The 26,586-nt window shown below is 73.2% G+C and carries 18 protein-coding genes; 12 read left to right on the top strand and 6 right to left on the bottom strand.

All coding sequences use genetic code 11. The features are described 5' to 3' along the window. Positions 1 to 2 precede the first annotated feature (2 nt). Genes ACZ7D7_RS00895 through fxsT form a run of 5 tightly spaced genes read left to right on the top strand, consistent with a single transcriptional unit; the run spans position 3 to position 8,101 of the window. Positions 3 to 467, top strand: a complete 465-nt coding sequence (locus tag ACZ7D7_RS00895; RefSeq protein WP_470821307.1) for a CU044_2847 family protein — start codon at positions 3 to 5, stop codon at positions 465 to 467. Then, positions 464 to 1,417, top strand: coding sequence for an AAA family ATPase (locus tag ACZ7D7_RS00890; protein WP_470821306.1), 954 nt, complete (start codon positions 464 to 466; stop codon positions 1,415 to 1,417). Before ACZ7D7_RS00895 ends, ACZ7D7_RS00890 begins: the two co-directional genes overlap by 4 nt. Before the next feature lie 6 nt (positions 1,418 to 1,423). Continuing rightward, complete coding sequence (locus ACZ7D7_RS00885) at positions 1,424 to 3,340, top strand: magnesium chelatase (RefSeq protein WP_470821304.1); 1,917 nt, start codon at positions 1,424 to 1,426, stop codon at positions 3,338 to 3,340. Then, positions 3,330 to 4,649, top strand: a complete 1,320-nt coding sequence (locus tag ACZ7D7_RS00880) for a CHAT domain-containing protein (protein ID WP_470821303.1) — start codon at positions 3,330 to 3,332, stop codon at positions 4,647 to 4,649. Before ACZ7D7_RS00885 ends, ACZ7D7_RS00880 begins: the two co-directional genes overlap by 11 nt. Then, positions 4,646 to 8,101 (top strand): FxSxx-COOH system tetratricopeptide repeat protein, encoded by a 3,456-nt coding sequence (gene fxsT, locus ACZ7D7_RS00875; RefSeq protein WP_470821301.1) that lies wholly within the window; start codon positions 4,646 to 4,648, stop codon positions 8,099 to 8,101. Before ACZ7D7_RS00880 ends, fxsT begins: the two co-directional genes overlap by 4 nt. Before the next feature lie 127 nt (positions 8,102 to 8,228). Here fxsT and ACZ7D7_RS00870 read toward each other — a convergent pair whose 3' ends face one another. From ACZ7D7_RS00870 to ACZ7D7_RS00855, 4 genes are all read right to left on the bottom strand, one after another. Further along, entirely contained in the window at positions 8,229 to 12,035 is a 3,807-nt protein-coding gene (locus ACZ7D7_RS00870; RefSeq protein ID WP_470821300.1) for a multifunctional oxoglutarate decarboxylase/oxoglutarate dehydrogenase thiamine pyrophosphate-binding subunit/dihydrolipoyllysine-residue succinyltransferase subunit, read from the bottom strand. Positions 12,036 to 12,316: 281 nt separating this feature from the next. Next, on the bottom strand, positions 12,317 to 13,426 hold the full coding sequence (locus ACZ7D7_RS00865; RefSeq protein WP_470821298.1) for a sensor histidine kinase: 1,110 nt from the start codon (positions 13,424 to 13,426) through the stop codon (positions 12,317 to 12,319). After that, positions 13,423 to 14,163: a response regulator transcription factor gene (locus ACZ7D7_RS00860; protein ID WP_279548521.1), complete on the bottom strand. Its 741-nt coding sequence runs from the start codon at positions 14,161 to 14,163 to the stop codon at positions 13,423 to 13,425. The genes ACZ7D7_RS00865 and ACZ7D7_RS00860 overlap by 4 nt, the downstream gene beginning before the upstream one ends. A 123-nt stretch (positions 14,164 to 14,286) precedes the next feature. Then, complete coding sequence (locus tag ACZ7D7_RS00855) at positions 14,287 to 14,964, bottom strand: spermidine synthase family protein (RefSeq protein ID WP_470821296.1); 678 nt, start codon at positions 14,962 to 14,964, stop codon at positions 14,287 to 14,289. 184 nt (positions 14,965 to 15,148) lie between these two features. On the opposite strand from ACZ7D7_RS00855, the gene lon reads away from it, so the two are divergent. Then, positions 15,149 to 17,572, top strand: a complete 2,424-nt coding sequence (gene lon, locus ACZ7D7_RS00850) for an endopeptidase La (RefSeq protein WP_470821295.1) — start codon at positions 15,149 to 15,151, stop codon at positions 17,570 to 17,572. A 152-nt stretch (positions 17,573 to 17,724) separates the two neighbouring features. After that, entirely contained in the window at positions 17,725 to 18,219 is a 495-nt protein-coding gene (locus tag ACZ7D7_RS00845) for a MarR family winged helix-turn-helix transcriptional regulator (protein WP_470821293.1), read from the top strand. Here ACZ7D7_RS00845 and ACZ7D7_RS00840 read toward each other — a convergent pair. Next, positions 18,197 to 19,030: a protein phosphatase 2C domain-containing protein gene (locus ACZ7D7_RS00840; protein WP_470821291.1), complete on the bottom strand. Its 834-nt coding sequence runs from the start codon at positions 19,028 to 19,030 to the stop codon at positions 18,197 to 18,199. The two genes, ACZ7D7_RS00845 and ACZ7D7_RS00840, sit on opposite strands and share 23 nt — an antisense overlap. Before the next feature lie 368 nt (positions 19,031 to 19,398). Between ACZ7D7_RS00840 and ACZ7D7_RS00835 the strand changes: the two genes are divergently transcribed. The 5 genes from ACZ7D7_RS00835 to ACZ7D7_RS00815 are packed head-to-tail and all read left to right on the top strand — an operon-like array spanning position 19,399 to position 25,236. Continuing rightward, positions 19,399 to 22,422, top strand: coding sequence for a sensor histidine kinase (locus ACZ7D7_RS00835; RefSeq protein WP_470821290.1), 3,024 nt, complete (start codon positions 19,399 to 19,401; stop codon positions 22,420 to 22,422). Then, positions 22,419 to 22,922 (top strand): roadblock/LC7 domain-containing protein, encoded by a 504-nt coding sequence (locus ACZ7D7_RS00830; RefSeq protein WP_470821288.1) that lies wholly within the window; start codon positions 22,419 to 22,421, stop codon positions 22,920 to 22,922. The genes ACZ7D7_RS00835 and ACZ7D7_RS00830 overlap by 4 nt, the downstream gene beginning before the upstream one ends. Beyond that, the gene (locus tag ACZ7D7_RS00825; protein ID WP_470821286.1) at positions 22,919 to 23,338 is read left to right on the top strand and encodes a DUF742 domain-containing protein; all 420 of its coding nucleotides are present in this window, start codon (positions 22,919 to 22,921) and stop codon (positions 23,336 to 23,338) included. Before ACZ7D7_RS00830 ends, ACZ7D7_RS00825 begins: the two co-directional genes overlap by 4 nt. Continuing rightward, on the top strand, positions 23,319 to 23,957 hold the full coding sequence (locus tag ACZ7D7_RS00820; protein WP_470821285.1) for a GTP-binding protein: 639 nt from the start codon (positions 23,319 to 23,321) through the stop codon (positions 23,955 to 23,957). Before ACZ7D7_RS00825 ends, ACZ7D7_RS00820 begins: the two co-directional genes overlap by 20 nt. 13 nt (positions 23,958 to 23,970) lie before the next feature. Further along, positions 23,971 to 25,236 carry a styrene monooxygenase/indole monooxygenase family protein gene (locus ACZ7D7_RS00815; RefSeq protein WP_470821283.1) on the top strand — a complete coding sequence of 422 codons (1,266 nt, stop codon included), beginning with the start codon at positions 23,971 to 23,973 and terminating at the stop codon, positions 25,234 to 25,236. Here the strand turns inward: ACZ7D7_RS00815 and ACZ7D7_RS00810 are convergent. Continuing rightward, complete coding sequence (locus ACZ7D7_RS00810; protein WP_470821281.1) at positions 25,200 to 26,525, bottom strand: C40 family peptidase; 1,326 nt, start codon at positions 26,523 to 26,525, stop codon at positions 25,200 to 25,202. The two genes, ACZ7D7_RS00815 and ACZ7D7_RS00810, sit on opposite strands and share 37 nt — an antisense overlap. Between the last annotated feature and the right edge of the window lie 61 nt (positions 26,526 to 26,586).

Raw genomic sequence — 26,586 nt, 5'->3', positions numbered from 1 at the left:
GCGTGGTGATCTTAGTCGGGCCCGTCCCGGACGGCGCGGACGGGCCCATCCCGGTCGAGATCGACGTCGACATCGAGCCCGGCGCGGCAGCCGGCGCGGCCGACGCCGACGGGCTCGACCTCGTGTACGGCGACGAGGAGACGCGGGACGGCGCCGGGCAGCGCGTCGTCCGGGTCGCCCGGGACGTGTACGGCGAGGGGGTCGACCTCGCCCGCCGCTGCGCCGCCCAGGCCGTACGCCGCTTCGGGGAGCTGGAGGACGGGCTGCGGCCGGACGAGATCGAGCTGCAGCTCGCCATCAAGATCGACGCCGGTGTCGCGACGCTCGTCAGGAGCGGCGCGGAGGCCCAGCTCCAGATCACCCTGCGCTGGCGGACCGCACCGGAGACCCCGGCACCCGCTGCCCCCGCCGCCCTCGCCCCCGCTCCAGCCGCCCCCGCCCCTTCCGCCGACGGGCCGGCCTCGTGAGCCGAGCGGCGGACGGGGTGCGCATCCTGCCGTACTCCCGCGTGGTGGCCCAGGACGAGCTGAAGCTGGCGCTGGAGCTCAACCACGTGGTGCCCCGCATCGGCGGTGTCCTGATGGCCGGGCCCCGCGGTACCGCCAAGTCCACGCTGGTGCGGGCCTTCGCCCTCATGGCGCACGGCGAGCTGCCGGTCACCCTGCCCATCAACGCCACCGACGACCGTGTCCTCGGCGGCTGGGACCTTGACGCGCTCATGCGCGGGGAGACGCGGCCGCAGCCGGGGCTGCTGGAGGACGCGGCCGACAAGGGGCTGCTCTACATCGACGAGGTCAACCTGCTGGACGACCACCTCGTCGACATCATCCTGGACGTCGTCTCGACCGGCGTGCTGTCCGTGCAGCGGGAAGGGCTGGCCACCGGCAAGTACCTGTCCTTCGGTCTCGTCGGCACCATGAACCCCGAAGAGGGCGGGCTGCGGCCGCAGTTGCTCGACCGGTTCGGGCTGATGGTGACCGCCGAGCAGCTGGACGCGGCCGACCGGCACCGGCTGCTGCGCACCGTCCTGGACTTCGAGGCGGAGCTGCACCGGGGGGACTCCGAGTGGCTGGCGGCGGCCGAGCGGGAGGACCTGGCCCACCGCGAGCGGCTCGCCGCCGCCCGGCGCCGCGTTCTCGACGTCGAAGTACCCGACGGCGTACTGGAGTTGTGCGCCGAGGCGGCCGTCCGTACGGACGCCGTGGGGCAGCGCGGGGAGATCGTCGCCACCTTGGCGGCGCGCGCCTACGCGGCGCTGGCGGGCGCCGACCGGGTCGAGCCCGCGCATCTGCGGCGCGTGCTGCCCCTGGCCCTTCGGCACCGGCGGCCGGAGACCGCGCACGGCGGCACCTTCGACTGGGGAGCCGAGGACGAGGGCCGCGTCGAGGACCTCTTCGAGGGCCTCGTCGAGGACTGAGCCGCCATGGCCACCGAACCGTCCGGCCGTACCGCCCCGGACGCACCCCGGCAGGACATCCTCGCGCGGGACGACCTCGGCCACGACGCCCTCGCGCGACGGCTCACGCACGCCCTGGTCTGCGCCGCGGCCGAACCCGCCCTGTCCGGGGTGCTGCTGCTCGACCTGGAGCCCCGGCTCGTCGACCCGGTGGCCCGCCTGTTCACCGGCATCCTGACCGGCACCGCGGAACCCGTCGAAGCGCCCCTCGTGCTGGGCGCCGCCGGCCGGGACGAGGACCTGTGGACCCGCACCCGGCTGCGGCGCGACGCCGACGGCATCACGTTCCGCACCGATCCCGGCCCGCTCATCGAGGCGGACGGCCGGCCCGGGGCGCCGCCCCTGGTCGTGGTGCCCGACCTGGCCCGGCTGAGCGTCGCCGGCATGCGCGCCGCCGTGCAGCTCCTCGGCGCCGACGTGGCCGTGGTCGAACGCACCGGGCTGCGCCGCACCGTCCGGCCCCGGGCCCGCTGGCTCGCCGTCTGCCGGTCGGCCGACGTGGGACGGCTCAGCCGGCACCTGCTGGACCGGTTCGCCGTACGGCTGTCGGTGGCGGGACTGCGGCTGCCGTCGGTCGAGGGCCTGCTCGCGGCTCTCCCGCAAGCCTGGCGCCGTGCCGCGGCCGGCGGAGCCCCGCCCGTGCCCGTCACCGACGCCGCGATCGGCCGCGTACCGGAACTGCTCGGGCCCGAGGCGAGTGTCCGCCGGGAACTCGCGCTCGTACGGCTCGCCCGGACCGTCGCCGCACTCGACGGCGCGGCGTCGGCAGGCGCCGCCCACTGCGACGCGGCGGCCCGGCTCATCGGCCTCACCGTGCCGGAGTCCCCGCACGGCCCCGAGCCCGGTCCTCCGCCGCCGGACCCCGCACCGCCGCCCGAGACCCTGCCCCGCACCGTCCCGACCCGCCGCCGCGCCGGACGGGAGGAGCCGCACCGGGCGCGCGGCGGGGACCGGGTCCTGCTGGAGACCGGCCCCGCGGAAGGCATCGGCACCGCCCCCGGTGGAGGCCCCGCCGTGCCGGGGACGCCGTTCCCGGAGGACGAGGCGACCGGCCCCCGCGACTTCGCGCCGCTGCGCGCCCCCGGACGGCGCGACTCCGGACCGGCCTCCGCACGCGGCACCGTGATCGGCACCCGGCGCGCCACGGACCTGCACGACCTCGCCCACGTACGCACGGTCCGGGAGGCCGCACTGCACCAACGGGTGCGGCGCACCGACCGCTTCACCGTCTCGCCCGTCGACCTGCACAGCAACGTCCGCGCCGGAGCGCCCGAACGCGTCCTCGTGCTGCTTCTCGACCACACCTGCCGGGGCCCGGACCGGGACTGGCAGGACGCCCTCACGCCGTTCCTCCAGTGGGCGTACACCGGCCGCGCCGCCGTCCACGTGATCGAGGTCGGCGCGGCCGACGCGCGGGACGAACTGCGGGCCGAGTCCTTCGCAGCGCGCGGCGTCCTCGACCCCCGGGTGCTGGCCTCGCTGTACCGCGGGCCCGGCCGCGCCACCCCGCTCGCCCACGGCGTCGAACTCGCGGCGCAGGCCCTGCGGCGGGCGTTCCGGCAGCACGGCACCGGACCGGCCGAGGCCTGGCTCGTCGTCGTCACCGACGGCCGCGGCAACATCCCGCTGCGGGCCAGCCACACCGGGCGGCTGCGCGGCGAGGTGGCCGCGGCGGGCGTCGAGGACGCCGTCGACGCCGCCGCCCGGATCGCCGCCATGGACCGGACCCGCCTGCACGTGGCCGTCGTCGACCCGGCCCGGGAACCGTACGGCGACCTGCCGTTCGTCCTCGCGGACAGCCTCGGCGCGACCGTCGTCGAAGGGGGCCCCGGCACGACGGGCGCGCCGCGGACAGGCACACCGGGAGGCGCCGGTGGGCAGTGAGCCGCAGCAGGGGCCGCGCTGGCTGACGGGAGCCGGCACCGTCGTGCGCCGGGCCGCCCTGCCCGGACTGAGAGCGGCCACGCGCCGCCCGACCGCCCCCGTCCCCCACCTGCGCCGCGCGCAGGAGCCGCCCGCCGGGCTCGGCGGCACCGACGGGCACCCCGGCGCCCGTCTGGACGACGGCTTCGCCGTGCTGCACGTCCTGCGCGGCGAGGGCGCCGACGGACGGCAGGGCTACCGGCTGCAGGGCTGGTGCGGCGACCTGTCGGTGACCTGCGCCCCCGGTCCCACCCGGCTCACGGCGCCCGCCGTCCGCCTCGCCAACCTGCGGCAGGACGGCGGCGAGTACCCCTCCGAAGTGCTGCGCGGCATCCGCCTGTGGTCCGGCAACCAGCCCGAACTGAGCGGCTGGCTCAACCGGATCCGCGCCCGGCACGGCGACCGCCTGCGCCTCGTCGTGTGGGACGACACCGGCTACGACCTGCCCTGGGAGCTGTTCTGGCTGCCCGCCGACGACCGGCTCAAGCTGGCGGGGGGCCCGCTGGGCGCCCTGACCGTCGTCTCCCGCTGGACCACCGTGCACGACGCCGGTCAGGGCCTGCCCCGGGAGAACGGCGACTGCCGGGGCCGCGTGCTCGGCTACGTCCACCAGGACATGACGGACGACGGCCGGGTCTTCGCCCCCTACACGCACCGGCTGCACCGGCGCATGACGCCCTTCCTGCGCGACCTCGACACCCACGCGGACCGCACCGGCCTGGTCTACCTCGGCTGCCACGGCACCTACGGCGACACCGTGCCGCGTCTCACCCTCGGCGGCCGCACCTGGGCCGAGCTGAACGGCGAGTCGATGACCGTGCTGCGCCGCGACCGCTCGCTGGTCTGCCTCAACGCCTGCGACTCCGGACGCTTCGTGGACAACCGGGCGCAGGGCGAGGCGGCGCTGCGCGGATTCGCCGAACTGTTCCTGCGCAAGGGCGCGGGCGGCTGCATCGTCACCTCCGGCAAGGTCGGCGACCAGGAGGCGCGGGCGCTGCTGCGGCGCCTGGTGCGCGAGGTCGCCGAGCACCCCCACCGCCCCGTCCCGCAGACGCTGCGCGCCTTCCGGGCGCGGGCACTGGAGGAGTTCGGGTCACTGGCGGCCGTCCCGAGTGTCCGCGACGATGACGGACAGGTCGACAGCGTCGGCCAGAAACGCGTCCTGCGGCTCCTGTACGCCTTCATGTTCCACTACTACGGGCACCCGCAGACGACGCTGCGGCTCGCCGCGGCGGAGGGGCGGAGCGCCGGAGGGGGGAGTGGCCGGTGAGCGGTGCCGAGCGGCCGTCCGAGCACCCGCTGCTCATCGAGCCCGTCGTGGCCTGGCCCCGGCAGGCGGAGGCGGGATGCGACTACCTCGTCACCGTCGACCTGCGCGGCCCGCTCCCCGCCTCCGACGGCACGCCCGCCGCATGGCCCTACGACGCCGAGGAGTTCACCTTCACCGTCGCCCTCGACGGCTCACCCCTCTTCACCTGCGCGGCCCTCGGCGAACCGAGCGTCGTCCTGCACCGCTTCGGCGGCACCTACGGCCCCGCGCGGTTCCGGGTGTCGGCGGGCACCGACACGGGCCCGGCCTCGCTGTGGCTCACGATCAGCAACCAGTGGGGCGTGCCGGTGCGCAAGGCGGAGCTGCACTCGGAGATCCGGGACGGGACGCCCACGCCGGACGACCGGGACCGGCCACGGGCGAGCCCCGTCGAGGACATGCCCCGGCCGCCCGTGCTGCGCCCGGCCTCCGGCGACTCCCCGGCCCGCCCCGCCCCGGCGTCCGGCCGGCCCACGGTGACGATCAGCTACGCCGGCTACAACCGGGCGTGGGCCGCCTGGATCGGGGACCGGCTGGAGCGGCGCGGGCTGCGGGTGGCGCACCTGCGCTGGGAGCCGCCGGCCGACGTGCCGCTCGCGGACCTGCTGCGCGACCTGCTGCTCGCCGACGGCCGTGTCCTCCTCGTGCTCAGCGCGGCGTACCTCCACCTCGGGCCCCGGACACCTCAGGAGTGGTGCGCGGCCCTGCGCGAGGTGGTCACGCCGGACCCGTCGCGGTTCGCCGCCGTGTCCGTGACCACGGCGGCCGTGCCGGGCGCCGCCGCCCTGCTCGCGCCGGCCCGGATCGTCGCCGTCGGCGCGCAGGAGGCGGAACGGCGGCTGCTGGACCGGCTCGGCCTGCCGACGGATCCGCTGCCGGAGGCGGTCGCCGCGCGACGCGGGCCCCGCTATCCGGCCACCCCGCCCGGCGTGTGGGGCTCAGTGCCGCGCCGCAACACCCGCTTCACCGGCCGCGAGACGCTGCTGAGCGAGACCTTCGACCTGCTGCGGGCGGCGGAGCCGGGCGCGGGTGTGGTGACGCTGCACGGCATGTCCGGGGTGGGCAAGACGCAGATGGCCGCCGAGTACGCCTACCGCTTCGGCTCGGAGTACGACGTGGTGTGGTGGGTCAACGCGGAGAAACGGGTCACCTACCGGCGGCAGTTGGCGGAGCTGGCCCCGCGGCTCGGCCTCCAGACGGGCCAGGAGTACGGCGAGCGGCTGCGCGCGGTCCGGGACGCGCTGCGGCGCGGAGAACCCCACTCACGCTGGTTGTTGATCCTGGACGGCGCCGACGAGCCCGACCAGGTCGGGGACTTGGTGCCGACCGGTCCCGGACACGTGATCATCACGTCCCGGAACCCGGAGTGGAGCGAGCACAACAGCACGCTGCTCGAAGTCCCCGTCTACGCGCGCGAGGAGTCGGTCGCCTTCATCCGGCGCCGCGCCCCCCGGCTGACCGAGCCGGACGCCGATCAGCTGGCGGAGGCTCTCGAGGACCTGCCGCTGCTGCTGGACCAGACGGCGGGCTGGCTGAACGACTCGGAGCTCTCGGTCGAGGAGTACATCGCCCTGCTGGAGGGCGGCAGCGACAGCGACGTGGTGAAGGTGTCGGCGGACTTCCCGCTCGCCTTCCGGACCGCCTGGTCCATCCTGCTCAACCAACTGCGCGAGACCGTCCCGGAGTCGGTCGACCTGCTGCGGCTGTGCACCTTCTTCGCGCCCGGCTTCATCCCCGTGCACCTGCTGAGGGACGCGCCCCTCGACGAGCTGCCCCACCCCGTGACGGCGCTGCTGAGCGACGCCCGGCGGTGGAACGCCGCGGTCGACCAACTGCGCCGGTACTCCGTCGTCCGGGTCGAGCCGCACCAGGCGGACGCGGCGCGCGAGTCGTTCTACCTGCACCGCGCGGTCCACCAGATCGTGCACCGCGACATACCGGACGCCCAGCGGCAGGAATTCCTCGACGTGGTGCGCCGCGCGCTGGCCGCCGCCGACCCCGGCCGCCCCGCCGACCCCGACCGGTGGCCCGACTACGCGGAGATCGTGCCGCACCTGAAGTACGCCGACGTCCTCGCCGCCACCGACCCGGCCGTCCAGCCCCTCGTCCTGAACTGCCTGCGGTACATGTACCTCTCGGGCGAGTACGCGGCCGGCATCAAGCTCGGCGACCGCGCGATGCGCGCCTGGCGGCAACTGCTCGGCGAAACCCACCCGCTCATCTGGCAGTTGACCTACCACTACGCCAACCTGCTGCGCGCGGCGGGCGACTACCGGCGCACCCTGCACATCGAGCGGGCCGCCGTACGGCACCTCCAGGACCAGCGCGGTGCGCGCGACCCCGACCTCCTGCGCGCCCTCGGCGGCCTGGCCGCGGACCTGCGCGGACTCGGCCGCTACGCGGAGGCACTGGAGATCTCGGAGCGGGTGCTGGCCACGTACCGCGAACTCCTCGGCGACCAGGACACCCGCACCCTCAACGCGCAGAACAACCTGGCCGTCTCCCTGCGCCTCCTCGGCCGCTACGAGGACGCCCGGGACGTCGACCTGCGCACCCTGGAGGCACGCCGGGACCTGCTGGGGGACCGGCACCCGTGGACCCTCGGCTCGGAGATCGCGTACGCCGTCGACCTCAGGCTGCTCGGCCGCTACGCCGAGGCGGAGGCGCTCCAGGCGCGGAACCTGCTCGCCGGCCACGAGGCGCTGGGCGGCAACAGCACGCAGGCCCTGCGCGCCGAGTTCAACCTCGCGCTGTGCCGCCGCGCCGTCGGCGACCCGGACGGCGCCGACCACCACTTCGCCCGCGCGCTGGAGCGCTGCGAGCGGGTGCTCGGTGAGAGCGACCCGCTGACGCTGATGTGCGCCGCCGGCCGGAGCTGCTTCGCACGGGAGCAGGGCCACCTCGGCCTGGCCCGCGAGCTCGGCGAGAGAGTCGTCGCCCGCTACGAGGCGATGTTCCCCGACGACCACCCGTTCCTCACCGGCGTCCGCGCCAACCAGGCGCTCGTCCTGAGCGACACCGGCGAACGGCAGCAGGCGCACGCCCTCGCGGAGCGGGCGCTGGCCGCGATGACGGACGCCGTGGGGGAGGACCACCCCTGGACCCTGGGCTGCGCGCTCAACACCTCGGCGCTGCGCGCCCACGCGGACGGTCCCGAGGCCGCCGCCCGGCTCGGCCTGAACACGGCCGTACGTGCCGCCCGCGTCCTCGGCGCCACCCATCCGCTGACCCTGTGCGCATACCTGTCCGTCGCGGCCGGACTGCGCGCCGCGGGACGGCGTGCGGAGGCCGACCGCTTCGAGCAAGAGGCCCTGACCGGCCTGGACACCACCCTCGGCCATGGGCACCCGCTCACGGTCTCCGCCCGCGCCCGCCGCCGCCCCACGTGGGACTTCGAGCCGCAGACCACCTGACGCCCGCACCGGAGCCCCCTCCCCGCGCCCGCACGCCGAAGGGCCCGGCCCCCCGGAGAAACTCCGGAAGCCGGGCCCTTCGGGCTGCCATCGGCCGGCGGCGTCGCCGCCGGGCGCGGTCAGAGGCTCACGCCTCGAACACCTCGTGCACCAGCTGCTCCTGCTCCGCCTGGTGCCGCTTCGCCGAGCCGACCGCCGGGGACGACGAGTGCGGGCGGGAGATGCGGCGCAGGCGCTCGCCGGCCGGGATGTCCGCGCCGACCGCCAGGTCCAGGTGGTCGATCAGGTTGAGCGCGATGAACGGCCAGGCACCCTGGTTCGCCGGCTCCTCCTGGGCCCACAGGTACTTCTCGACGTTCGGGTACTTGGCGATCTCCGCCTGGAGCTCGGCACCCGGGATCGGGTACAGGCGCTCGATGCGGATGATCGCCGTGTCCGTCACGCCGCGCTTCTTCCGCTCGGCGTCGAGGTCGTAGTAGACCTTGCCGGCGCAGAAGACGACCTTGCGGACCGCGGCCGGGTCCACCGACTCGTCGCCGATGACGGGGCGGAAGCCGCCCGTCGTGAACTCCTCCGCCTTCGACGCGGCGGCCTTCAGGCGCAGCATCGACTTCGGCGTGAAGACCACCAGCGGCTTGTGGTGCGGGTTGTGCACCTGCCACCGCAGGAGGTGGAAGTAGTTCGACGGGGACGTCGGCATCGCGACCGTCATGTTGTGCTGCGCGCACATCTGGAGGAAGCGCTCCGGGCGGGCGGACGAGTGGTCCGGGCCCTGGCCCTCGTAGCCGTGCGGCAGCAGCAGCACGACGCCGGAGGTCTGCGCCCACTTCTGCTCCGCCGACGAGATGAACTCGTCCACGACCGTCTGCGCGCCGTTGACGAAGTCGCCGAACTGCGCCTCCCACATCACGAGCGCGTCGGGGCGGGCCAGCGAGTAGCCGTACTCGAAGCCCATCGCCGCGTACTCGGACAGCAGGGAGTTGTAGACGTTGAGCCGCGACTGGTCCTCGGAGAGGTACTGCAGCGGCGTGTACTCCTCGCCCGTGTTGCGGTCGATGATGACCGCGTGACGCTGGCCGAAGGTGCCGCGCTGCGAGTCCTGGCCGGCCAGGCGGACCGGGACGTTCTCCAGCAGCAGCGAGCCGATGGCGAGGGTCTCGCCCATGCCCCAGTCGATCGTGCCGTCCTCGACCATCGACGCCCGGCGCTGCAGCTGCGGCAGCAGACGCGGGTGGACGGTGATGTGGTCGGGGATGTTGACCTGGGACTCGGCGATCCGCTTGACGGTCTCCGTGGTCACCGCGGTGTTCACGGCGACCGGGAACTCGGCCTGCGGGTCGGACGGTTCGGCGGCGGCCGGCTGCGAGGTGGCCTCGCGGACCTCCGTGAAGACCTTCTCCAGCTGCCCCTGGTAGTCCTGGAGCGCCTGCTCGGCCTCTTCGAGGGTGATGTCGCCGCGACCGATGAGGGACTCGGTGTAGAGCTTGCGCACCGAGCGCTTCTTGTCGATCAGGTCGTACATCAGCGGCTGCGTGAAGGCCGGGTTGTCCGACTCGTTGTGACCGCGGCGGCGGTAGCAGATGAGGTCGATCACCACGTCCTTGTTGAACGCCTGGCGGAACTCGAAGGCCAGCCGGGCGACCCGGACGACGGCCTCGGGGTCGTCGCCGTTCACGTGGAAGATCGGGGCCTCGATCATGCGGGCCACGTCCGTCGCGTACATGGAGGAGCGCGAGGACTCGGGGGCCGCGGTGAAGCCGACCTGGTTGTTGATGACGATGTGGACCGTGCCGCCGGTGCGGTAGCCGCGCAGCTGCGACATGTTCAGCGTCTCGGCCACCACGCCCTGGCCCGCGAAGGCCGCGTCGCCGTGGATCGCGATCGGCAGGACCGTGAAGTCCGTGCCGCCCTTGCCGATGATGTCCTGCTTGGCGCGGGCGACGCCCTCCAGGACCGGGTCGACGGCCTCCAGGTGCGAGGGGTTCGCGACCAGCGACACCTTGATCTGCTCGCCGTCCAGGCCCGTGAAGGTGCCCTCGGCGCCCAGGTGGTACTTCACGTCGCCGGAGCCGTGCATCGACTTCGGGTCGAGGTTGCCCTCGAACTCCCGGAAGATCTGCGCGTACGACTTGCCGACGATGTTGGCCAGCACGTTCAGCCGGCCGCGGTGGGCCATGCCGATGACGACCTCGTCCAGGCGGGACTCGGCGGCCGAGTCCAGCACCGCGTCGAGCAGCGGGATGACGGACTCGCCGCCCTCCAGCGAGAAGCGCTTCTGGCCGACGTACTTCGTCTGCAGGAAGGTCTCGAACGCCTCGGCGGCGTTCAGGCGGCGCAGGATGCGCAGCTGCTCCTCGCGCTCCGGCTTGGAGTGCGGGCGCTCCACCCGGTCCTGGATCCACTTGCGCTGCTTGGGGTCCTGGATGTGCATGAACTCGATGCCGGTGGTGCGGCAGTACGAGTCGCGCAGCACGCCGAGGATGTCGCGCAGCTTCATCATCGACTTGCCGGCGAAGCCGCCGACGGCGAACTCGCGCTCCAGGTCCCACAGCGTGAGCCCGTGCTCGACGATGTCCAGGTCGGGGTGCTTGCGCTGGGTGTACTCCAGCGGGTCGGTGTCGGCCATGACGTGGCCGCGGACCCGGTAGGAGTGGATCAGGTCGAAGACGCGGGCGGCCTTCGTGACGTCGTCGTCGTGGCTGGCGTCGATGTCCTTGAGCCAGCGGACCGGCTCGTAGGGGATGCGCAGCGACTCGAAGATGTCGTCGTAGAAGTTGCTCTCGCCGAGCAGCAGGTTCGCGACCTGGCGCAGGAACTCGCCGGACGCGGCGCCCTGGATGACCCGGTGGTCGTAGGTCGACGTGAGCGTCATGACCTTCGAGATGCCGAGCTTGTTCAGGGTGTCCTGGCTGGTGCCCTGGAACTCCGCCGGGTAGTCCATGGAGCCGACGCCCATGATGACCGACTGGCCGGGCATCAGGCGCGGCACGGAGTGGACGGTGCCGAGGCCGCCGGGGTTGGTCAGGGAGACCGTGACACCGGTGAAGTCGTCCATCGTCAGCTTGTTGTCGCGGGCGCGACGGACGATGTCCTCGTAGGCCTGCCAGAACTCGAAGAAGTTCAGCGTCTCGGCCTTCTTGATCGCCGCGACGACGAGCTGGCGGTCGCCGTTGGGCTTCACCAGGTCGATGGCCAGACCGAGGTTGACGTGCTCCGGCTTGACCAGGGTGGGCTTGCCGTCCACCTTCGCGAACGACCAGTTCATCGACGGCATCGCCTTGATGGCCTGGACCATCGCGTAGCCGATGATGTGCGTGAAGGAGATCTTCCCGCCGCGGGCCCGCTTGAGGTGGTTGTTGATGACGATGCGGTTGTCGAACAGCAGCTTCACCGGGACGGCGCGCACGGACGTGGCCGTGGGCAGCTCCAGCGAGGCGTCCATGTTCTTCGCGACCGCGGCGGCGGGACCGCGCAGCGTGAGCTGCTCACGGCCGGCCGGGGCCTCGGCGGCGGGAGCGGCCTTCGCGGCGGCGGCCGGCTTGGCGGCGGGGGCCGCGGCCTTCGCCGGAGCCGGGGCGGCCTGGGCCGGGGCGGCGGCCGCCGGCTTCGGCGCCGCGGGGGCGGCCGGGGCCTGGGCGGGCGCGGCGGGCTGCGCGGCCGGAGCCGCGGGAGCCTGCGCCGGGGCCTGAGCCGTGGTGGTCTCCGCTGCCGGGGTCGCGGCTGCGCCCGGCTTGTAGTCGGCGAAGAAGTCCCACCAGGCTCGGTCCACCGAGTTCGGGTCCTGGAGGTACTGCTGATAGATCTCGTCGACGAGCCACTCATTGGCACCGAACGCGGCAGCGGGGTTCTTGCCCGCTTGGTCGGTGTCGGTCGTGGGGGTACCACCCGCCCGAAGGGTGGGGGAGCTCGAGTTACTGGGGGACTGTGGCGACACGGCGGCAACCGCCCTCTTCCGCTTCACAAGGTGATGGACAGCGGAAATAAAGGCTACGCCTCCAAGACCGAGAAGGTCAGGCCGGGCCCGTTCATCGTCGCGCACATCACATCGAACAGCGTGTTTCGGTGCCTGAAATGGCGGGAAACAAGCGAGGTTCCGCCGCGCCGGGGAAGGGGGCGTCATCACCCGACGCCCGTACGGGGCGGGGCTGTGCCTGATCACACGTGTCCGTCAGCGCGTACGCCCGTGGATCTTGGGGCTCCGCTTCGAACTTTACGTCAACTTTGAACGGAAGGGAGTCCCGGAAGAGTGACAAGGATCCGGCAACCCCGCTCGGATTCGGCCACGCGGATCCGGCCGCCGTGCAGATCGACGGCCCAGCGGGCGATCGCCAGGCCGAGCCCGGTGCCGCCGTCGCTGCCGGGGCCGTGCGGCCGGCTGACGTTGCCGCGGTTGAACCGTTCGAAGACCCGGTGCCACTCCGACTTCGGGATGCCGGGCCCCTCGTCCAGGACCTCCAGCTCCAGCGACTCCGGGCGGGGCCCGCGCCGCGCCCGTACCGTCACGCGGCCGTGCGGCGGGCTGTGCTTGACCGCGTTGTCGATGAGGTTGGCGACGACCTGGTGGATGCGCTCGGGGTCGGCGTGCGCGGACAGCTCCGGCGGGTACACGTCGAGGGACAGATGGACGTCGGTACGGGTGTGGCTGCCGGAGCCGGACGCCATGCCCGCGCGGGCCGAGGCGACCATGTTGGCCTCCTTCAGCACGCCCGACAGGTACGGCCACACCTCGAAGCGCCGCTGCTTGAGCGGGACCACGCCGTTGTCGAGGCGGGACAGGTCCAGCAGCGTCTCGACCAGCCGGCCGAGCCGTTCCGTCTGCTTCAGGGCCGTCCGCATGGTCTCCGGGTCGGCCTGGGTGACCCCGTCGACGATGTTCTCCAGCACCGCGCGCAGGCCCGCGATCGGGGTGCGCAGCTCGTGGGAGACGTTCGCGACGAGTTCCTTGCGCTGCCGGTCCTGCGCGGCCAGCTCGTCCGCCATGCGGTTGATCGTCTGGGCCAGGTCGCCCAGCTCGTCCCGGCGGTTCTCGCGCACCCGGCGCGTGTAGTCGCCGTGCGAGATGGACCGGGCCACCGCGTTCATCTCGTCCAGCGGCGAGGTCAGGGAGTGCGCCACGAACTGCGTGATCAGCAGCGTGGCGATCATCGAGAAGACCGTGATGAAGCGCAGCTCGGTCTCGGTGCGCACCGCGATCATCATCAGCCCGGTCGTGATCAGCACCGAGATGACCACGAGGGCACCCAGCTTGGTCTTGACCGAGAACGGGCGTACGCCGCCCCAGGGCTCCCCGGGGCTCCTCCGTGCGGCATCCCGCCCCGAACTCATGGCGTCGGCGTCTCCAGGGCGTAGCCCACGCCGTGCACCGTGCGGATCCGCTCGGCGCCGATCTTCCGGCGCAGCGCCTTGATGTGGCTGTCGACGGTGCGGGTGCCGGAGGCGTCCGCCCAGTCCCAGACCTCGGCCAGCAACTGCTCCCGGGAGAGCACCGCGCGCGGGGTGTTCGCCAGGCACACCAGCAGGTCGAACTCGGTGGGCGTCAGGTGGACGTCCTCGCTGCGCACCCTCACGCGGCGCTGCGCGTGGTCGATCTCCAGCTCGCCCAGGCGCAGGATGCCGCTGCGCGGCGTGGCGGCGGCCAGCGCGGCCCGCTCCACCCGGCGCAGCAGGACGTGCACGCGCGCGGCGAGCTCCCGCATCGAGAACGGCTTGGTCATGTAGTCGTCGGCGCCCACGCCGAGGCCCACCAGCATGTCGGTCTCGTCGTCGCGCGCGGTGAGCATGAGCACCGGCACGGGCCGGGCGGCCTGCACGCGCCGGCAGACCTCCAGACCGTCGAAGCCGGGCAGCATGACGTCGAGGATCAGCAGGTCGGGCTGCCAGGCCTCGGCCGTGTCGACGCCGGACGGGCCGTCGCCCGCCGTTTGCACCAGGAATCCCTCGGCGCGCAGGCGGGTCGCGATGGCGTCCACGATCGTCGCGTCGTCCTCGACCACCAGGACCCGGCGCTGCGCGCCCGGAGTAGCCGCCGCCGTGCCGTTGTGGGAGGTGTGTGTCTGCTCCATCGCCCGCCCCTGAAGTGTGCTTTCCGGAATCAGTGGGGTGACCCCTCGTCTGCGCATGACTGCGATTGACGCTTGAATGATCCGCGCCAGGGATGCAGCGTACGGGGAGTTACCGTGGCTTTGCTATCCAGGGCGGACACCGAGGTGCACGACGTCGGGAACTCCCCGGGCAACGGGGATCTCTTCGGTACGCACCCCCTGGAACCCGGCATTCCGCAAGGTTCCCTCGAATTCCGGAGAGGGCTGCGCCGACCACACGGCCAGTACCCCGCCCGGCCTCAACGCCCTTGCGCAGCTTGCCAGTCCGGCCGGGGAGTACAGCCCGCCGTTGTCCTCCGTGACGGTCCAGCCGGGGCCGTTGTCGATGTCCAGGCACAGTGCGTCGTACGTGGCGCACGTCTCATTGACGTGGGTGATCAGGTCCGCCTCGACGATCTCGGTGCGCGGGTCGGCGAGCGCCCGCGCCGAGATCGGGGCCAGCGGACCCGAGCGGTGCCAGCCGATGACGGCGGGCTCCCGCTCGACGACGGTGACGCGGCCCCACCGGGGGTTCTCCGCGGCGTGTGCGAGCGAGAAGCCGACGCCCAGGCCGCCGATCAGGACGTGCGGCGCGGGGCGGTCGTCGAGCGCGTCGAGGGCGGCGTCCACCAGTCGCCGCTCCGAACGCCCGTCGGAGGTGTCCATCAGGAAACAGCCGTTCGCGATGATCTGCAGCAGCCCGCCGTGCCTGCGCAGCACGACCTCGCCGTGCGGGCCCTCACAACGGTCCAGTACTTCGGGAATGTCGTACGAGGTGGCCATCCCGCCATCCTGCCAGTGCGGTATGGCGCGCCGCCTCCGTGTTGTTCGGACGGGTGCGGGTTGTCCGGACGGGTGCGGGACGTGACGTGATCGCCCACAGCGAACACCTCCCTGTGGCCGGAACAATCGGCAGTCCTCCAACATTGAGTCGGCATAGCTCAACTTGACTGCCGAAGGGGAGATCATGGCTGCTGAGTCCCAGGCGTTCACACCGCTCACCCTGCCCGTGCTGCCGCTCGACGACGAGGTCGTCCTGCCCGGGATGGTGGTCCCGCTGGACCTGAGCGACTCCGAGGTGCGCGCCGCGGTGGAGGCCGCGCAGGCCGCCGCCACGTCCGAACCCGGAAAGCCCAGGGTGCTGCTGGTGCCACGCGTCGACGGGACGTACGCCGGCATCGGCGTCCTCGGCACCGTCGAGCAGGTCGGCCGGCTGGCCGACGGCGACCCGGGCGCGCTGATCCGCGGCCGGGGCCGGGTGCGGATCGGCGCCGGGACCACCGGACCGGGAGCGGCGCTCTGGGTGGAGGGCACCTCGCTCGACGAGTCCGTGCCGGACCCGCTGCCGGGGCACGTCACCGAACTGGTCAAGGAGTACAAGGCCCTCGCCACCGCCTGGCTGCGCAAGCGCGGCGCCTGGCAGGTCGTCGACCGCGTCCAGGCCATCGACGACGTGTCCGCCCTCGCCGACAACTCCGGCTACTCGCCGTTCCTGACGACCGAGCAGAAGGTGGAGCTGCTGGAGACCACCGACCCGGTCGCCCGCCTCAAGCTCGCCACCCAGCAACTGCGCGACCACCTCGCCGAGCAGGACGTCGCCGAGTCCATCGCCAAGGACGTCCAGGAGGGCGTCGACAAGCAGCAGCGCGAATTCCTGCTGCGCCGCCAGCTGGAGGCCGTCCGCAAGGAGCTGCGCGAGCTGAACGGCGAGGAGGAGGGCGCCGAGTCCGACGACTACCGCGCCCGCGTCGAGGCCGCCGACCTGCCCGAGAAGGTCCGCGAGGCCGCTCTGAAGGAGGTCGACAAGCTGGAGCGCGCCTCCGACCAGTCGCCCGAGAGCTCCTGGATCCGCACCTGGCTCGACACGGTCCTGGAGATGCCGTGGAGCGAGCGGACCGAGGACCAGTACGACATCCAGGGCGCCAAGTCCGTCCTCGACGCCGAGCACGCGGGCCTGGAGGACGTCAAGGAGCGCATCACCGAGTACCTCGCCGTCCGCAAGCGCCGCGCCGAGCGCGGTCTCGGCGTCGTCGGCGGGCGGCGCGGAGGCGCCGTGCTCGCCCTCGTCGGACCGCCCGGCGTCGGCAAGACCAGCCTCGGCGAGTCCGTCGCCCACGCCATGGGCCGCAGGTTCGTCCGGGTCGCCCTCGGCGGCGTCCGCGACGAGGCCGAGATCCGCGGCCACCGCCGTACGTACGTCGGCGCGCTGCCCGGCCGGATCGTGCGCGCGATCAAGGAGGCCGGGTCGATGAACCCGGTCGTGCTGCTCGACGAGATCGACAAGGTGGGCTCCGACTTCCGGGGCGACCCGGCCGCCGCCCTGCTGGAGGTCCTGGACCCGGCCCAGAACCACACCTTCCGGGACCATTACCTGGAGGTCGAGCTCGACCTGTCCGACGTGGTCTTCCTGGCCACCGCCAACGTCCTGGAGGCGATTCCGGAAGCGCTCGCCGACCGCATGGAGATCGTCCGCCTGGACGGCTACACCGAGGACGAGAAGATCGTCATCGCCCGCGACCACCTGCTGCCCCGCCAGCTGGAGCGGGCCGGTCTCGGCGCGGACGAGGTCACCATCGACGAGAGCGCGCTGCGCAGGCTGGCCGGCGAGTACACCCGCGAGGCCGGTGTCCGGAACCTGGAGCGGTCGGTCGCGCGGCTGCTGCGCAAGGTCGCCGCCCAGCACGAACTGGGCGAGCGGGAGCTGCCGTTCACCGTCGGCGCGGACGACCTGCGCGCCCTGATCGGCCGGCCGCACCACGTGCCCGAGTCCGCGCAGGACCCGGCCGAGCGGCGCACCTCCGTGCCGGGCGTGGCGACCGGCCTCGCCGTCACCGGCGCGGGCGGCGACGTCCTCTACGTCGAGGCGTCGCTGGCCGACCCGGAGACCGGCGCGTCCGGACTGACCCTGACCGGTCAGCTGGGCGACGTGATGAAGGAGTCGGCGCAGATCGCGCTGAGTTTCCTGCGCTCGCACGGCGCCGAACTGGAACTGCCGGTCGCCGACCTGAAGGACCGGGGCGTGCACATCCACTTCCCGGCGGGCGCGGTGCCCAAGGACGGTCCGAGCGCCGGCATCACCATGACGACCGCGCTGGCCTCGCTGCTCTCCGGCCGCCTGGTCCGTACGGACGTCGCGATGACCGGCGAGGTCTCCCTGACCGGCCGGGTGCTGCCGATCGGCGGGGTCAAGCAGAAGCTGCTCGCGGCGCACCGGGCGGGCATCACGACCGTGATCGTCCCCAAGCGCAACGAGCCCGACCTGGACGACGTCCCGGCCGAGGTCCTGGACAAGCTCGACGTGCACGCCGTGACGGACGTCCGCCAGGTCCTGGAACTGGCCCTGTCCCCGGCCACGAGCGAGACGGCGCCGGAGGTCCCGGTCGCGGTGTGACGACCGCCCGGAAACGGCGGGCGAGGGGTCCCGACGCGCTCGGGGCCCCTCGCTTCCGCCACAGGTCTCCACCTGCGAAATACTTGCCGAGCTGCGGTGACGGCCGCGGAGGGCGGAAACTTTCAGTAGCGGAGACCGAGGCAGGGGCTGACGTGCACGGAGACGGGAACGGCGACGGACGCGGATTCGGGTCCGGGAGGTCCGCACACGGTGTGGACCGGCCGGGATTCCTCGCGCTGGAGCGCGAGTTGACGGTCCTGCTGCGCCGCGCCCGGGCGAACCAGGGCGAGATGGCCCGCGAGGTCCACCCCGACCTGGAGTCGTCCGCGTACGGCCTGCTCGTGCGGCTCGACGAGTGCGGCAAGCAGCGCGCCACCGACCTCGCCGCCTACATCGGCGTCGGCAAGGCCACCATGTCCCGCCAGCTGCGCGCCCTGGAACAGCTCGGCCTCGTCTCCCGCGAGCCCGACCCGGCCGACGGACGCGCCTGGCTGGTCGAGCTCACCCCCGAGGGCCGCACCCGCGTCGGCCGGGTCCGCGAGGCCCGCCGCGCCCGCTACGCCGGCCGCCTCGCCCACTGGGACCCCGACGAGGTCGCGGAGCTGGCCCGGCTGCTGCACCAGCTCAACCAGCAGATGGAGAAGTGACCCCGGTGACCCCCTGAGGGGCGGACAGCTCGGCGTGGACGACCGTCGCGTCGTCGTGCGTCTTGGCCCGGCCGAGGAACGCCCGCCGCTCCCGGTCGGCCCGCTCCAGCTCCCGCACCCGGTCCACAAGCGCCCGCGCCCCGGCCTTGCGCACCAGGGCGAGGCAGTCCGCCCAGTCGCCCTCGTGGAACGTCTCCACCCACCGCGCCGCCCCGTCCGTCAGCGCGGTCAGCGAGCGCACCTCCTCGCGCGGCAGGGTGCCCGTCACCGCGCGCGCGGCCACCGACGGGTCCGCGGCGGCCGTGAAGAAGCCGCCCTCCTTGTTCCGGACCGTCGCGTCCACGAGCGCGTCCGTCGCCAGCGCCGAGCGCGGCAGCCGGGCCAGCCGGTCGTCCAGCAGGACCGTCACCGTGCCGTCCGGGGACTCCACCAGCAGCGCCGAGTCGCACAGCAGCAGGTACTCGACCCGGTCCGGCGACCAGCGGGCCATCACCACCGTCGCCTGCGGCGTACGGGGGTGAGAAAGGTCACAGGTTTCGCTGTGCGCGTCCGCGGTACGTGCGAGGGCGCGGGCCAGTACCTCGACCAGAGGTGCATCGGGGAGCGAAACGGTCAGTTCGGTCAGCGCCCCGCCCAGTCGCGCCGTGTACCAGGGGACGGAATGCAGACATCCCGTTCCGCTGACCGGCGGAGTCACCCCGTCCAGCACGACGACCGAACCGCCCTGTCCGGAGGCCGGTAGTCCGACGCTCGCGAAGTCCTCGTTGGGGCGGTCCGGGGTGCCCGGCTCCGAGACGAGTTCAGTACGCATCCGGCCAGTCTGCACGACCCCTTCACAACGTGCGCAAAAGGCTGGCGACCGTCGTCGAAACGGCACGCCCGCGCAGGTCAGAGGTCTGAATTGCGGGGGAATGCGGTACTCCGGGAATCGGCGGCGGCGAATATTGCCACCGCCCGCCGCAGACGTCCAACCGGCCCGCCGGGAAAGGCCGGTGCAAACGCCAGAGGAACTTGCTCCTCAACTCCGGTCCGAGGTTCACTCCTTCGGGTGGCGGGTCAGGTGATGCGCGTCCACTGCCCACCGGCGCTGGGAGGGTCGGGAAATGTACCGGGGGTACGCGCCAGTTGACGGAGCGTCACCCGGGCCCATGGGTACACGAGTCAGGAATGCGAGCACCGGTGCAGAAGACGCGGCCTCGTCGCACAGGCAAGCAGACGGCCCCCGCGACCAGCGGTGAGGAGACCCCCAACCCGCCCGTGGGCAAGGGTCGCCCGACCCACGTACGCAACCGCCTCATCGTGGCCGTTGCCGTGGTGGCAGCCGCGATCGCCGGGGCCGGGGCGCCCTCGATCGTCGCCGCCTCCGGGCAGCTGAGCGACTCCCAGGAACTGGTGACGCTCGCCGAGCAGACCCGGGACGCCCTCACCCTCGCCCACTCCCTCGCCGACGAGCGCGACGAGGTCACCTCGTACGTCGCCGCCGGCCGGCCCAAGTCCAAGGCGCCCTCGGAGCAGCGCGGCGCCCGCGTGGACCGGCAGGTCGAGGAGTTGCGGGCGGACACCGACACCCCCGCCTCCCTGCGCGCCGACCTCGACGGCATCGCGACCGTCCGCCGGGCGGCGCTCACCGGCAAGAGCACCGCCCTCCAGGCGCACCAGGCGTACTCCGCCGCCATCGACGAACTGCACCGGCTCGCCGAGCAGCTGGCCGAGCGGATGCCGCCGCGCGCCGGCTCCGGCGCCTACGCGCTCGCCGAACTCGACTCCGCCGTCCAGCAGGCCGCCGCGACCCGCGGTCTGCTGCTCGCCGCGCTCAGCGTGCCGCGCAGCACCCAGACCGTCATCGACCCGGTCACCGGACTGCCCACCACCTCCGCGTCCTCCTCGGACGCCGACACCAAGACCCGTGACGCGCTCACCGCCGCCGCCCGCCAGGCCCACGTGCGCTCGGCCGCCGCGCTCGCCGACTTCCACGCCACGGCACGGAAGTCCGCCCGCACCTCGTACGACTCCACGATCACCGGCCCCGAGGTCAACTCCGCGGACAAGTACCTCGCGAGCCTCACCGACGAGCCGACCCTGACGGGCAGTGAACTCGGCACCAGCACCAAACGGCTGGACGCCGCCCTGTCCGCCCGCGTCGACCTGATGCGCGGCGTGGAGTCCGCCCTCTACGAGAAGCGCATCAAGGAACTCGCCCAGCTGCGCGACGACGACGTCACCGCGCTGGAGATCCGCGTCGCGCTGCTCGGCGCGCTCATCCTGCTCGCCGTCGGCATCGCCACCGGCATGGCCCGCACCCTCACCCAGCCGCTGTCCGTGCTGCGCCGCGGCACGGCCCGGCTCGCCGACGCCGAGGACCCGGCCGCCGAGGCACCCGTCGCCTTCACCGGCCGCAACGACGAGTTCGCCCAGGCCGTCCGCTCCGTCAACGCCCTGCACGCGCGCGCCGTCGCCCTCGCCGAGCGCGTCACCACCCTGGAGGCCGACCGCAAGCACCTCGTCGGCCAGCGCCAGAAGATGGCCGACGCCCGCGAGGAACTGCGCGCCGAACTCGCCGAGTCCGCCGCCCAGCTGGAGGTCGTCCGCAAGAGCATCGGCGGCACCTTCGTCAGCCTCGCGCTGCGCACCCTCGGCCTGGTGGAGCGCCAGCTCTCCGTCATCGAGAGCCTGGAGGAGCGCGAGCAGGACCCGGACCGCCTGTCCACGCTGTTCAAGCTCGACCACTTCGCCACGGTCATGCGCCGGCACAGCGAGAACCTCCTCGTCCTCGCCGGCACCGAACACGTCCACCACAGCTCCGGACCCGTGCCGCTCGTCGACGTCGTCCGGGCCGCGGTCAGCGAGATCGAACGGTACGAGCGCGTCCGCATCGCCGCGCTGCCGCCGCACGCTCACGTGGCGGGCTTCGCCGCCGACGACCTCTCCCACCTGCTGGCCGAACTGATGGAGAACGCCACCTCGTTCTCCCCGCCGGACCTGCCCGTCGAGGTCTCCGGCTGGCTGCTGGAGAACGGCGAGGTCATGCTCTCCGTCCAGGACGAGGGCATCGGCATGACCGAGGAGCGCATGGAGCGCCTCAACGGCCGCCTCGCCGACTTCGACCCGGAGGCGCCGTACGACGACGAGGGCGACGACGGCCTCGGACTCGGCCTGTACGTCGTGGCCCGCCTCGCCCACCGGCACGGCGCGCGCGTGCAGTTGCGCGAGCAGAAGCAGGGCGGGGTCGCCGCGGTCGTCGTGCTGCCCAAGGGCCTGCTGGCGGCGCCCGGCGCCCCGAAGCTGTCCACCCCGGCGGGCGGCACCCACCCGGTCACCCTGCCGGGCGCCGACGCCGAGGCCAACTCCAACACCATCCAGGGCCGCACGATCGGCGCCGACGGCGACCCGCTGGTCGCGGCGGCGGAACGGGCGGTGGAACGCTCGGAGGCGGCGGCCGAGGCCGCCGCGGCCGAGCGGCGTGCGGAGCAGGACGCCGACCCCGCGCCCGCCGGAGCCGACGAGCGGCCCACGCCCGAGCCCACCCCCACGCCCGCCGCCGAGGACGGCCCGGACCGGTCCGGGGCCGACGCCGGGGACGCCCTTCCGGAGAGCCCCGCCGAGACCACGATGGAGCTGCTGCTCCCCGAGGTCCAGCCCGAGGCCCCGGCCGCGCCCACCACCACCGGCACCGGTACCAGCGACGCCGTCTCCCCGGGCACGGACGCCGCCGCCCCGCCCCGGGCCGACGAGGCCCCCGAGGCCCCGGTGACCGCGTTCATCCCGGGACAGACCCGCACCGAGCCCCCGGCGGCCCCCGCCGCCCACGACCCGTACGCCATCGGGCCCGACACGCACGAGCGCACCCCCGACGAGCACCGAAAGCCCGAGCGCCGCGAAACCGAACAGCGCGACGCCGAACAGCGCGAACCCGAGCAGCGGGAGCCCGAGGAGCGGGTCACCGAGAAGGGGCTGCCCAAGCGGACCCCGAAGATCAGCACGCCCGTCGCGGCACCGCGACCGCGCACGGGCTCCGTCGACGCCGAGGCGCTGCGCCGCCGCCTGGGCGGGTTCCGCCAGGGGGCGGAGGCCGGGCGTCGTGACGTCGAGGCGGAGATCGCCGAACAGACCGCCCACACGAAGGCGCCGAAGGCGGGAACGACGTCGGAACCAGCGGAATCCGAAGTAGCCACGGGGGGCACCGTCGAGGAGGCAAGCAGTTGACCGCGCCCAGTACCTTCGGACTGAGCAGTGAGGCCCGCAATCTGCACTGGCTGCTGACGAACCTCGTCGAGGAGGTGCCCGGCATCCTCTCCGTCGCGGTCGTCTCCTCCGACGGTCTGCTGCTGCTCTCCTCCGACCCCGGCAGGAACGCCGCGGCCCGTGAGGCCCGGGACGAGCAGCCCCGGGGCCCGCGCGGCTCGGCCGCGGACCTCGCCACCATCGTCTCCGGCATCGGCAGCCTCACCATCGGCGCCGCCAAGCTGATGGACTACGGCTCCGTCAAGCACACCATGGTGGCGATGGAGGAGGGCAGCCTGTTCGTCATGTCGATCAGCGACGGCTCGCTGCTCGGCGTCCACGGCTCCGCGGACTGCGACATGAGTGTCGTGGCGTACCACATGGCCCTGTTCGTGGGCCGCGCCGGACACGTCCTGACGCCCGAACTCCGCAGCGAGCTGAGAAAGTCCCTGGAGTCCGAGTCGACGGGGAGTGACCGATGAGCAGCCCCAAGAACCACCTCCCCAAGCGCGGCGCGGAACGCAAACCCGCGCGCGTGCGCCCCTATTCGCTCACCGGTGGCCGCACGCGCTTCGGGCACGTGCTGCTCGTGGAGACGTTCGTCGCGAGCACGGCCGCCCTCGAAGCCCCCGAGGAGCGGAAGGAACTGACGAACGGTACGCTCACCTCCCGCGTGATGCCGGAGATGCGGGCCATCGTCGAACTGTGCCGCCGCATGCGCACGGTGGCCGAGATCGCCGCGCTGCTGAAGATGCCGCTCGGCGTGGTCCGCGTGCTGCTGAGCGACCTCGCGGACCAAGGAAAGATCCGTGTGTACGGGACCGGGACCGGCCATGGCGCGGGCCGGCCGGACCGCGCTCTGCTGGAAAGGGTGCTGAGTGGACTCCGTCGTCTCTGACGCCGCTGCTGGCGTCTCCCCACTCGTCGAACCCGACGAGCCGTTGCAGCCCTGGCAGACGGACCGGGCCCGGGCACCGATCGCGACGAAGATCGTGGTGGCGGGCGGGTTCGGCGTCGGCAAGACCACGCTGGTCTCCGCGGTCTCGGAGATCACGCCTCTGCAGACCGAGGCGCTGATGACCGAGGCCAGTGAGGAGACCGACGACCTCACGGCCACGCCGGAGAAGCTGACCACCACGGTGGCCATGGACTTCGGCCGCATCACGCTCGACGACGACCTGGTGCTCTACCTGTTCGGCACGCCGGGCCAGCAGCGGTTCTGGTTCATGTGGGACGACCTCGTGCGCGGCGCGATCGGCGCGGTCGTGATGGCCGACACCCGTCGCCTGAAGGACTGCTTCCCCGCGCTCGACTACTTCGAGAGCTGCGGACTGCCGTACGTCGTCGCGGTCAACCACTTCGACGGCAGCGAGCTGTACGAGCCGGAGGACGTGCGGGAGGCGCTGACGATACCGCCGCACATACCTGTCATGATCATGGATGCGCGCCGCCGGATCTCGGTGATCGAGACCCTCCTGGCCCTCGTCGGTCACGCGCTCGACGAAACCCCCGAGTAGGAGAACCACCCGCATGCGGAAGATACTCGTCGTCGGAGCCGGACAGTCCGGCCTCCAGATCGCCCTCGGCCTCCAGTCGCACGGGTACGAGGTCACCCTGATGTCCAACCGGACCGCGGACGAGATCCGCGCCGGGCGGGTCATGTCGACGCAGTGCATGTTCCACACGGCGCTGCAGCACGAGCGCGACCTCCAGCTGAACTTCTGGGAGTCCCAGGCCCCGAAGATCCAAGGACTCGGCGTCTCGGTCGCCGCACCCGGCTCATGGGCCGAGGGCCCCGCGCAGCGCGCCATCGACTGGTTCGGCCGGCTCGAGGACGGCTTCGCGCAGTCCATCGACCAGCGCGTGAAGATGGCCGGCTGGATGGAGACGTTCGCGCAGCGCGGCGGACAGCTCGTCATCCACGGCGCGGCCGTCGGCGACCTCGACTACTTCTCCCGCGCCTACGACCTCGTCCTCGTCTCCGCGGGCAAGGGCGAGCTGGTCCAGATGTTCGAGCGCGACCCCGAGCGCTCCCCGTACAGCGAGCCGCAGCGCGCCCTCGCCGTCGCCTACGTGCACGGCCTCGGCCCGCGCCCGGAGCACCCGGACACCGAGGGCGTCCGCTGCAACCTCGTGCCGGGCGTCGGCGAGTTGTTCGTCATGCCGTGCCTGACCACCTCCGGCCGTGCCGACATCCTGTTCTGGGAGGGCATACCCGGCGGCCCGCTCGACGTCTTCAACGGCGTCAAGGACCCGGCGGAGCACCTCTCCCTGACCCTGGAACTCATGGAGCGGTACACGCCCTGGGAGTACGCGCGGGCCACCAAGGTCGAACTGACCGACGCCGGCGGCACCCTCGCCGGCCGCTACGCCCCCACCGTCCGCAAGCCGGTCGGCCGACTGCCCGGCGGCGGCCTGGTGCTCGGCGTCGCCGACGTCGTCGTGGCGAACGACCCGATCACCGGACAGGGCTCCAACTCGGCGTCCAAGTGCGCCGCCGCCTACCTCGCCTCCATCCTGGAGAACGGCGACAAGCCGTTCGACGAGGCGTGGATGGAGCAGACCTTCGACCGCTACTGGCAGACGGCCCAGCACGTCACCAAGTGGACGAACGCGATGCTGGCCCCGCCGCCGGAGCACGTCCTGAACCTGATCGGCGCCGCCGGCGAACTCCAGCCCGTCGCCGACCGGTTCGCCAACGGCTTCAACAACCCGGCCGACTTCGAGAACTTCTTCTACGAGCCGGAGAAGACCCAGGCCTACCTGATGGAGGTCTCGGGCGCTTCGGGCGCGTAACTCCCGCCCGACCACCCCTCGTCCGACCCGTCCGTCGCACCCTCGGGGAGCTCCGGCGGCGCGTAGTGCGCCAGGGGCTCCCCGGCCGGGTCCGGGCGCACGGCGCCCAGCACCGGGTTCGCCGCGACCGGCGACACCTTGACCCTCGCGCCGGGGCGCGGCGCGTGGACCACCATGCCGTCGCCGAGGTAGAGCGCGACGTGCGTGGCCTCGGGGAAGTAGACGACGAGGTCACCGGGGCGCAGCTCCCGCAGACCCACCCGCCGCAGCCGCGCCCACTGCTCCTGGCTGGTGCGCGGCACGGGCGTCCCGGCGTGCGCCCACGCCTCGGACGTCAGCCCCGAGCAGTCGAACGCGCCGGGCCCCTCCGCGCCCCACTCGTACGGCTTGCCGAGCTGCCGCACCGCGAAGCGCACCGCCCGCTCGCCGGCCGCCGTCGGCTTCCCGACGCCGCTGAGCGCCCCGGACGCGACGAGCCGCCGCTGCGCCTTCGCGACGCCGTCCTTCTCCAGCCGCGCGACCTCGGCGAGCTGGTCGGGGGTGAGGGAAGCGAGCAGTGCCTCGACGTCGTCCAGCCGCCGCCGTACGTCGTCCCGGGCCTTCTTGCGCCGTTCGGCCAGGACGAGTTGGTCGTCGAGGGCCTCGCGGGCCTTGCGGGCGAGGGCGTCCGCCGTCCTCTCGCTGCCGGTGAGCCGGTCCACCGTCTCGGCCCGGCCGCGCGCCATCTGCCCGATGACGTGGCCCTGGTCGAGGGCGCGCTGTGGATCGCGGGCCAGCAGCAGCCGTACGTAGGGGGAGATGTCGGAGCTGTTCTGGTACTGCTGGCGGGCCAGCCGTCCGGCGTCCGTCCGGCTGTCGTGCAGGCGCAGGCGGGCGCGGGCGAGTGCGCGGTCGAGGCGGGCGGTCTCGGCACGCCGCTTCCTCAGCTTCTCCTCGGTCGCGTTGTAGGCCTCGGTGGCCCGCTCGGCCTGCCGGTACAGCCGCTGAAGCTCCGTCAGCAGCTCGGCCACGGAACGCTCGCCGGGAGCGTCGGGGCCCGCGGGGTCCGGGTCGGTCGCGGAGGGGTCGCCGAGGTCCGCGGACTCCGGGTCGGTCACGGACGGATCGCCGGGGTCCGCGGATTCCGGGTCGGCTGCCGACGGGCCTCCGGATCGCGCCGGTTCGGGTCCGATCGCGGACTGTTCGCCGGTCCCGGCCGGCTCCGGTTCGGCCGCCGCCGGGACGGCGACGAGGACGGCCTGGGTCGCCACCGCAGCCGCACAGACCAGACGCAGAAGCCTTCCTGACACGCCATCACCTCCGGTGCGGGCGGCTCCTCCGCTCCGCACCGCGAGCATCAGCCGGTCCCGC

This window comes from Streptomyces sp. NPDC037054, assembly GCF_055606745.1.
Note: the sequence above shows the minus strand (reverse complement) of the source record. Positions and strands in the feature narration are given on the sequence as shown.

Coding starts and splice junctions, on each gene's coding strand:
- lon (WP_470821295.1), top strand. CDS start 15,149: ATGGCTGCTGAGTCCCAGGCGTTCACACCGCTCACCCTGCCCGTGCTG.
- ACZ7D7_RS00865 (WP_470821298.1), bottom strand. CDS start 13,426: ATGAGTTCGGGGCGGGATGCCGCACGGAGGAGCCCCGGGGAGCCCTGG.
- ACZ7D7_RS00840 (WP_470821291.1), bottom strand. CDS start 19,030: ATGCGTACTGAACTCGTCTCGGAGCCGGGCACCCCGGACCGCCCCAAC.
- ACZ7D7_RS00815 (WP_470821283.1), top strand. CDS start 23,971: ATGCGGAAGATACTCGTCGTCGGAGCCGGACAGTCCGGCCTCCAGATC.
- ACZ7D7_RS00825 (WP_470821286.1), top strand. CDS start 22,919: ATGAGCAGCCCCAAGAACCACCTCCCCAAGCGCGGCGCGGAACGCAAA.
- ACZ7D7_RS00860 (WP_279548521.1), bottom strand. CDS start 14,163: ATGGAGCAGACACACACCTCCCACAACGGCACGGCGGCGGCTACTCCG.
- ACZ7D7_RS00885 (WP_470821304.1), top strand. CDS start 1,424: ATGGCCACCGAACCGTCCGGCCGTACCGCCCCGGACGCACCCCGGCAG.
- ACZ7D7_RS00855 (WP_470821296.1), bottom strand. CDS start 14,964: ATGGCCACCTCGTACGACATTCCCGAAGTACTGGACCGTTGTGAGGGC.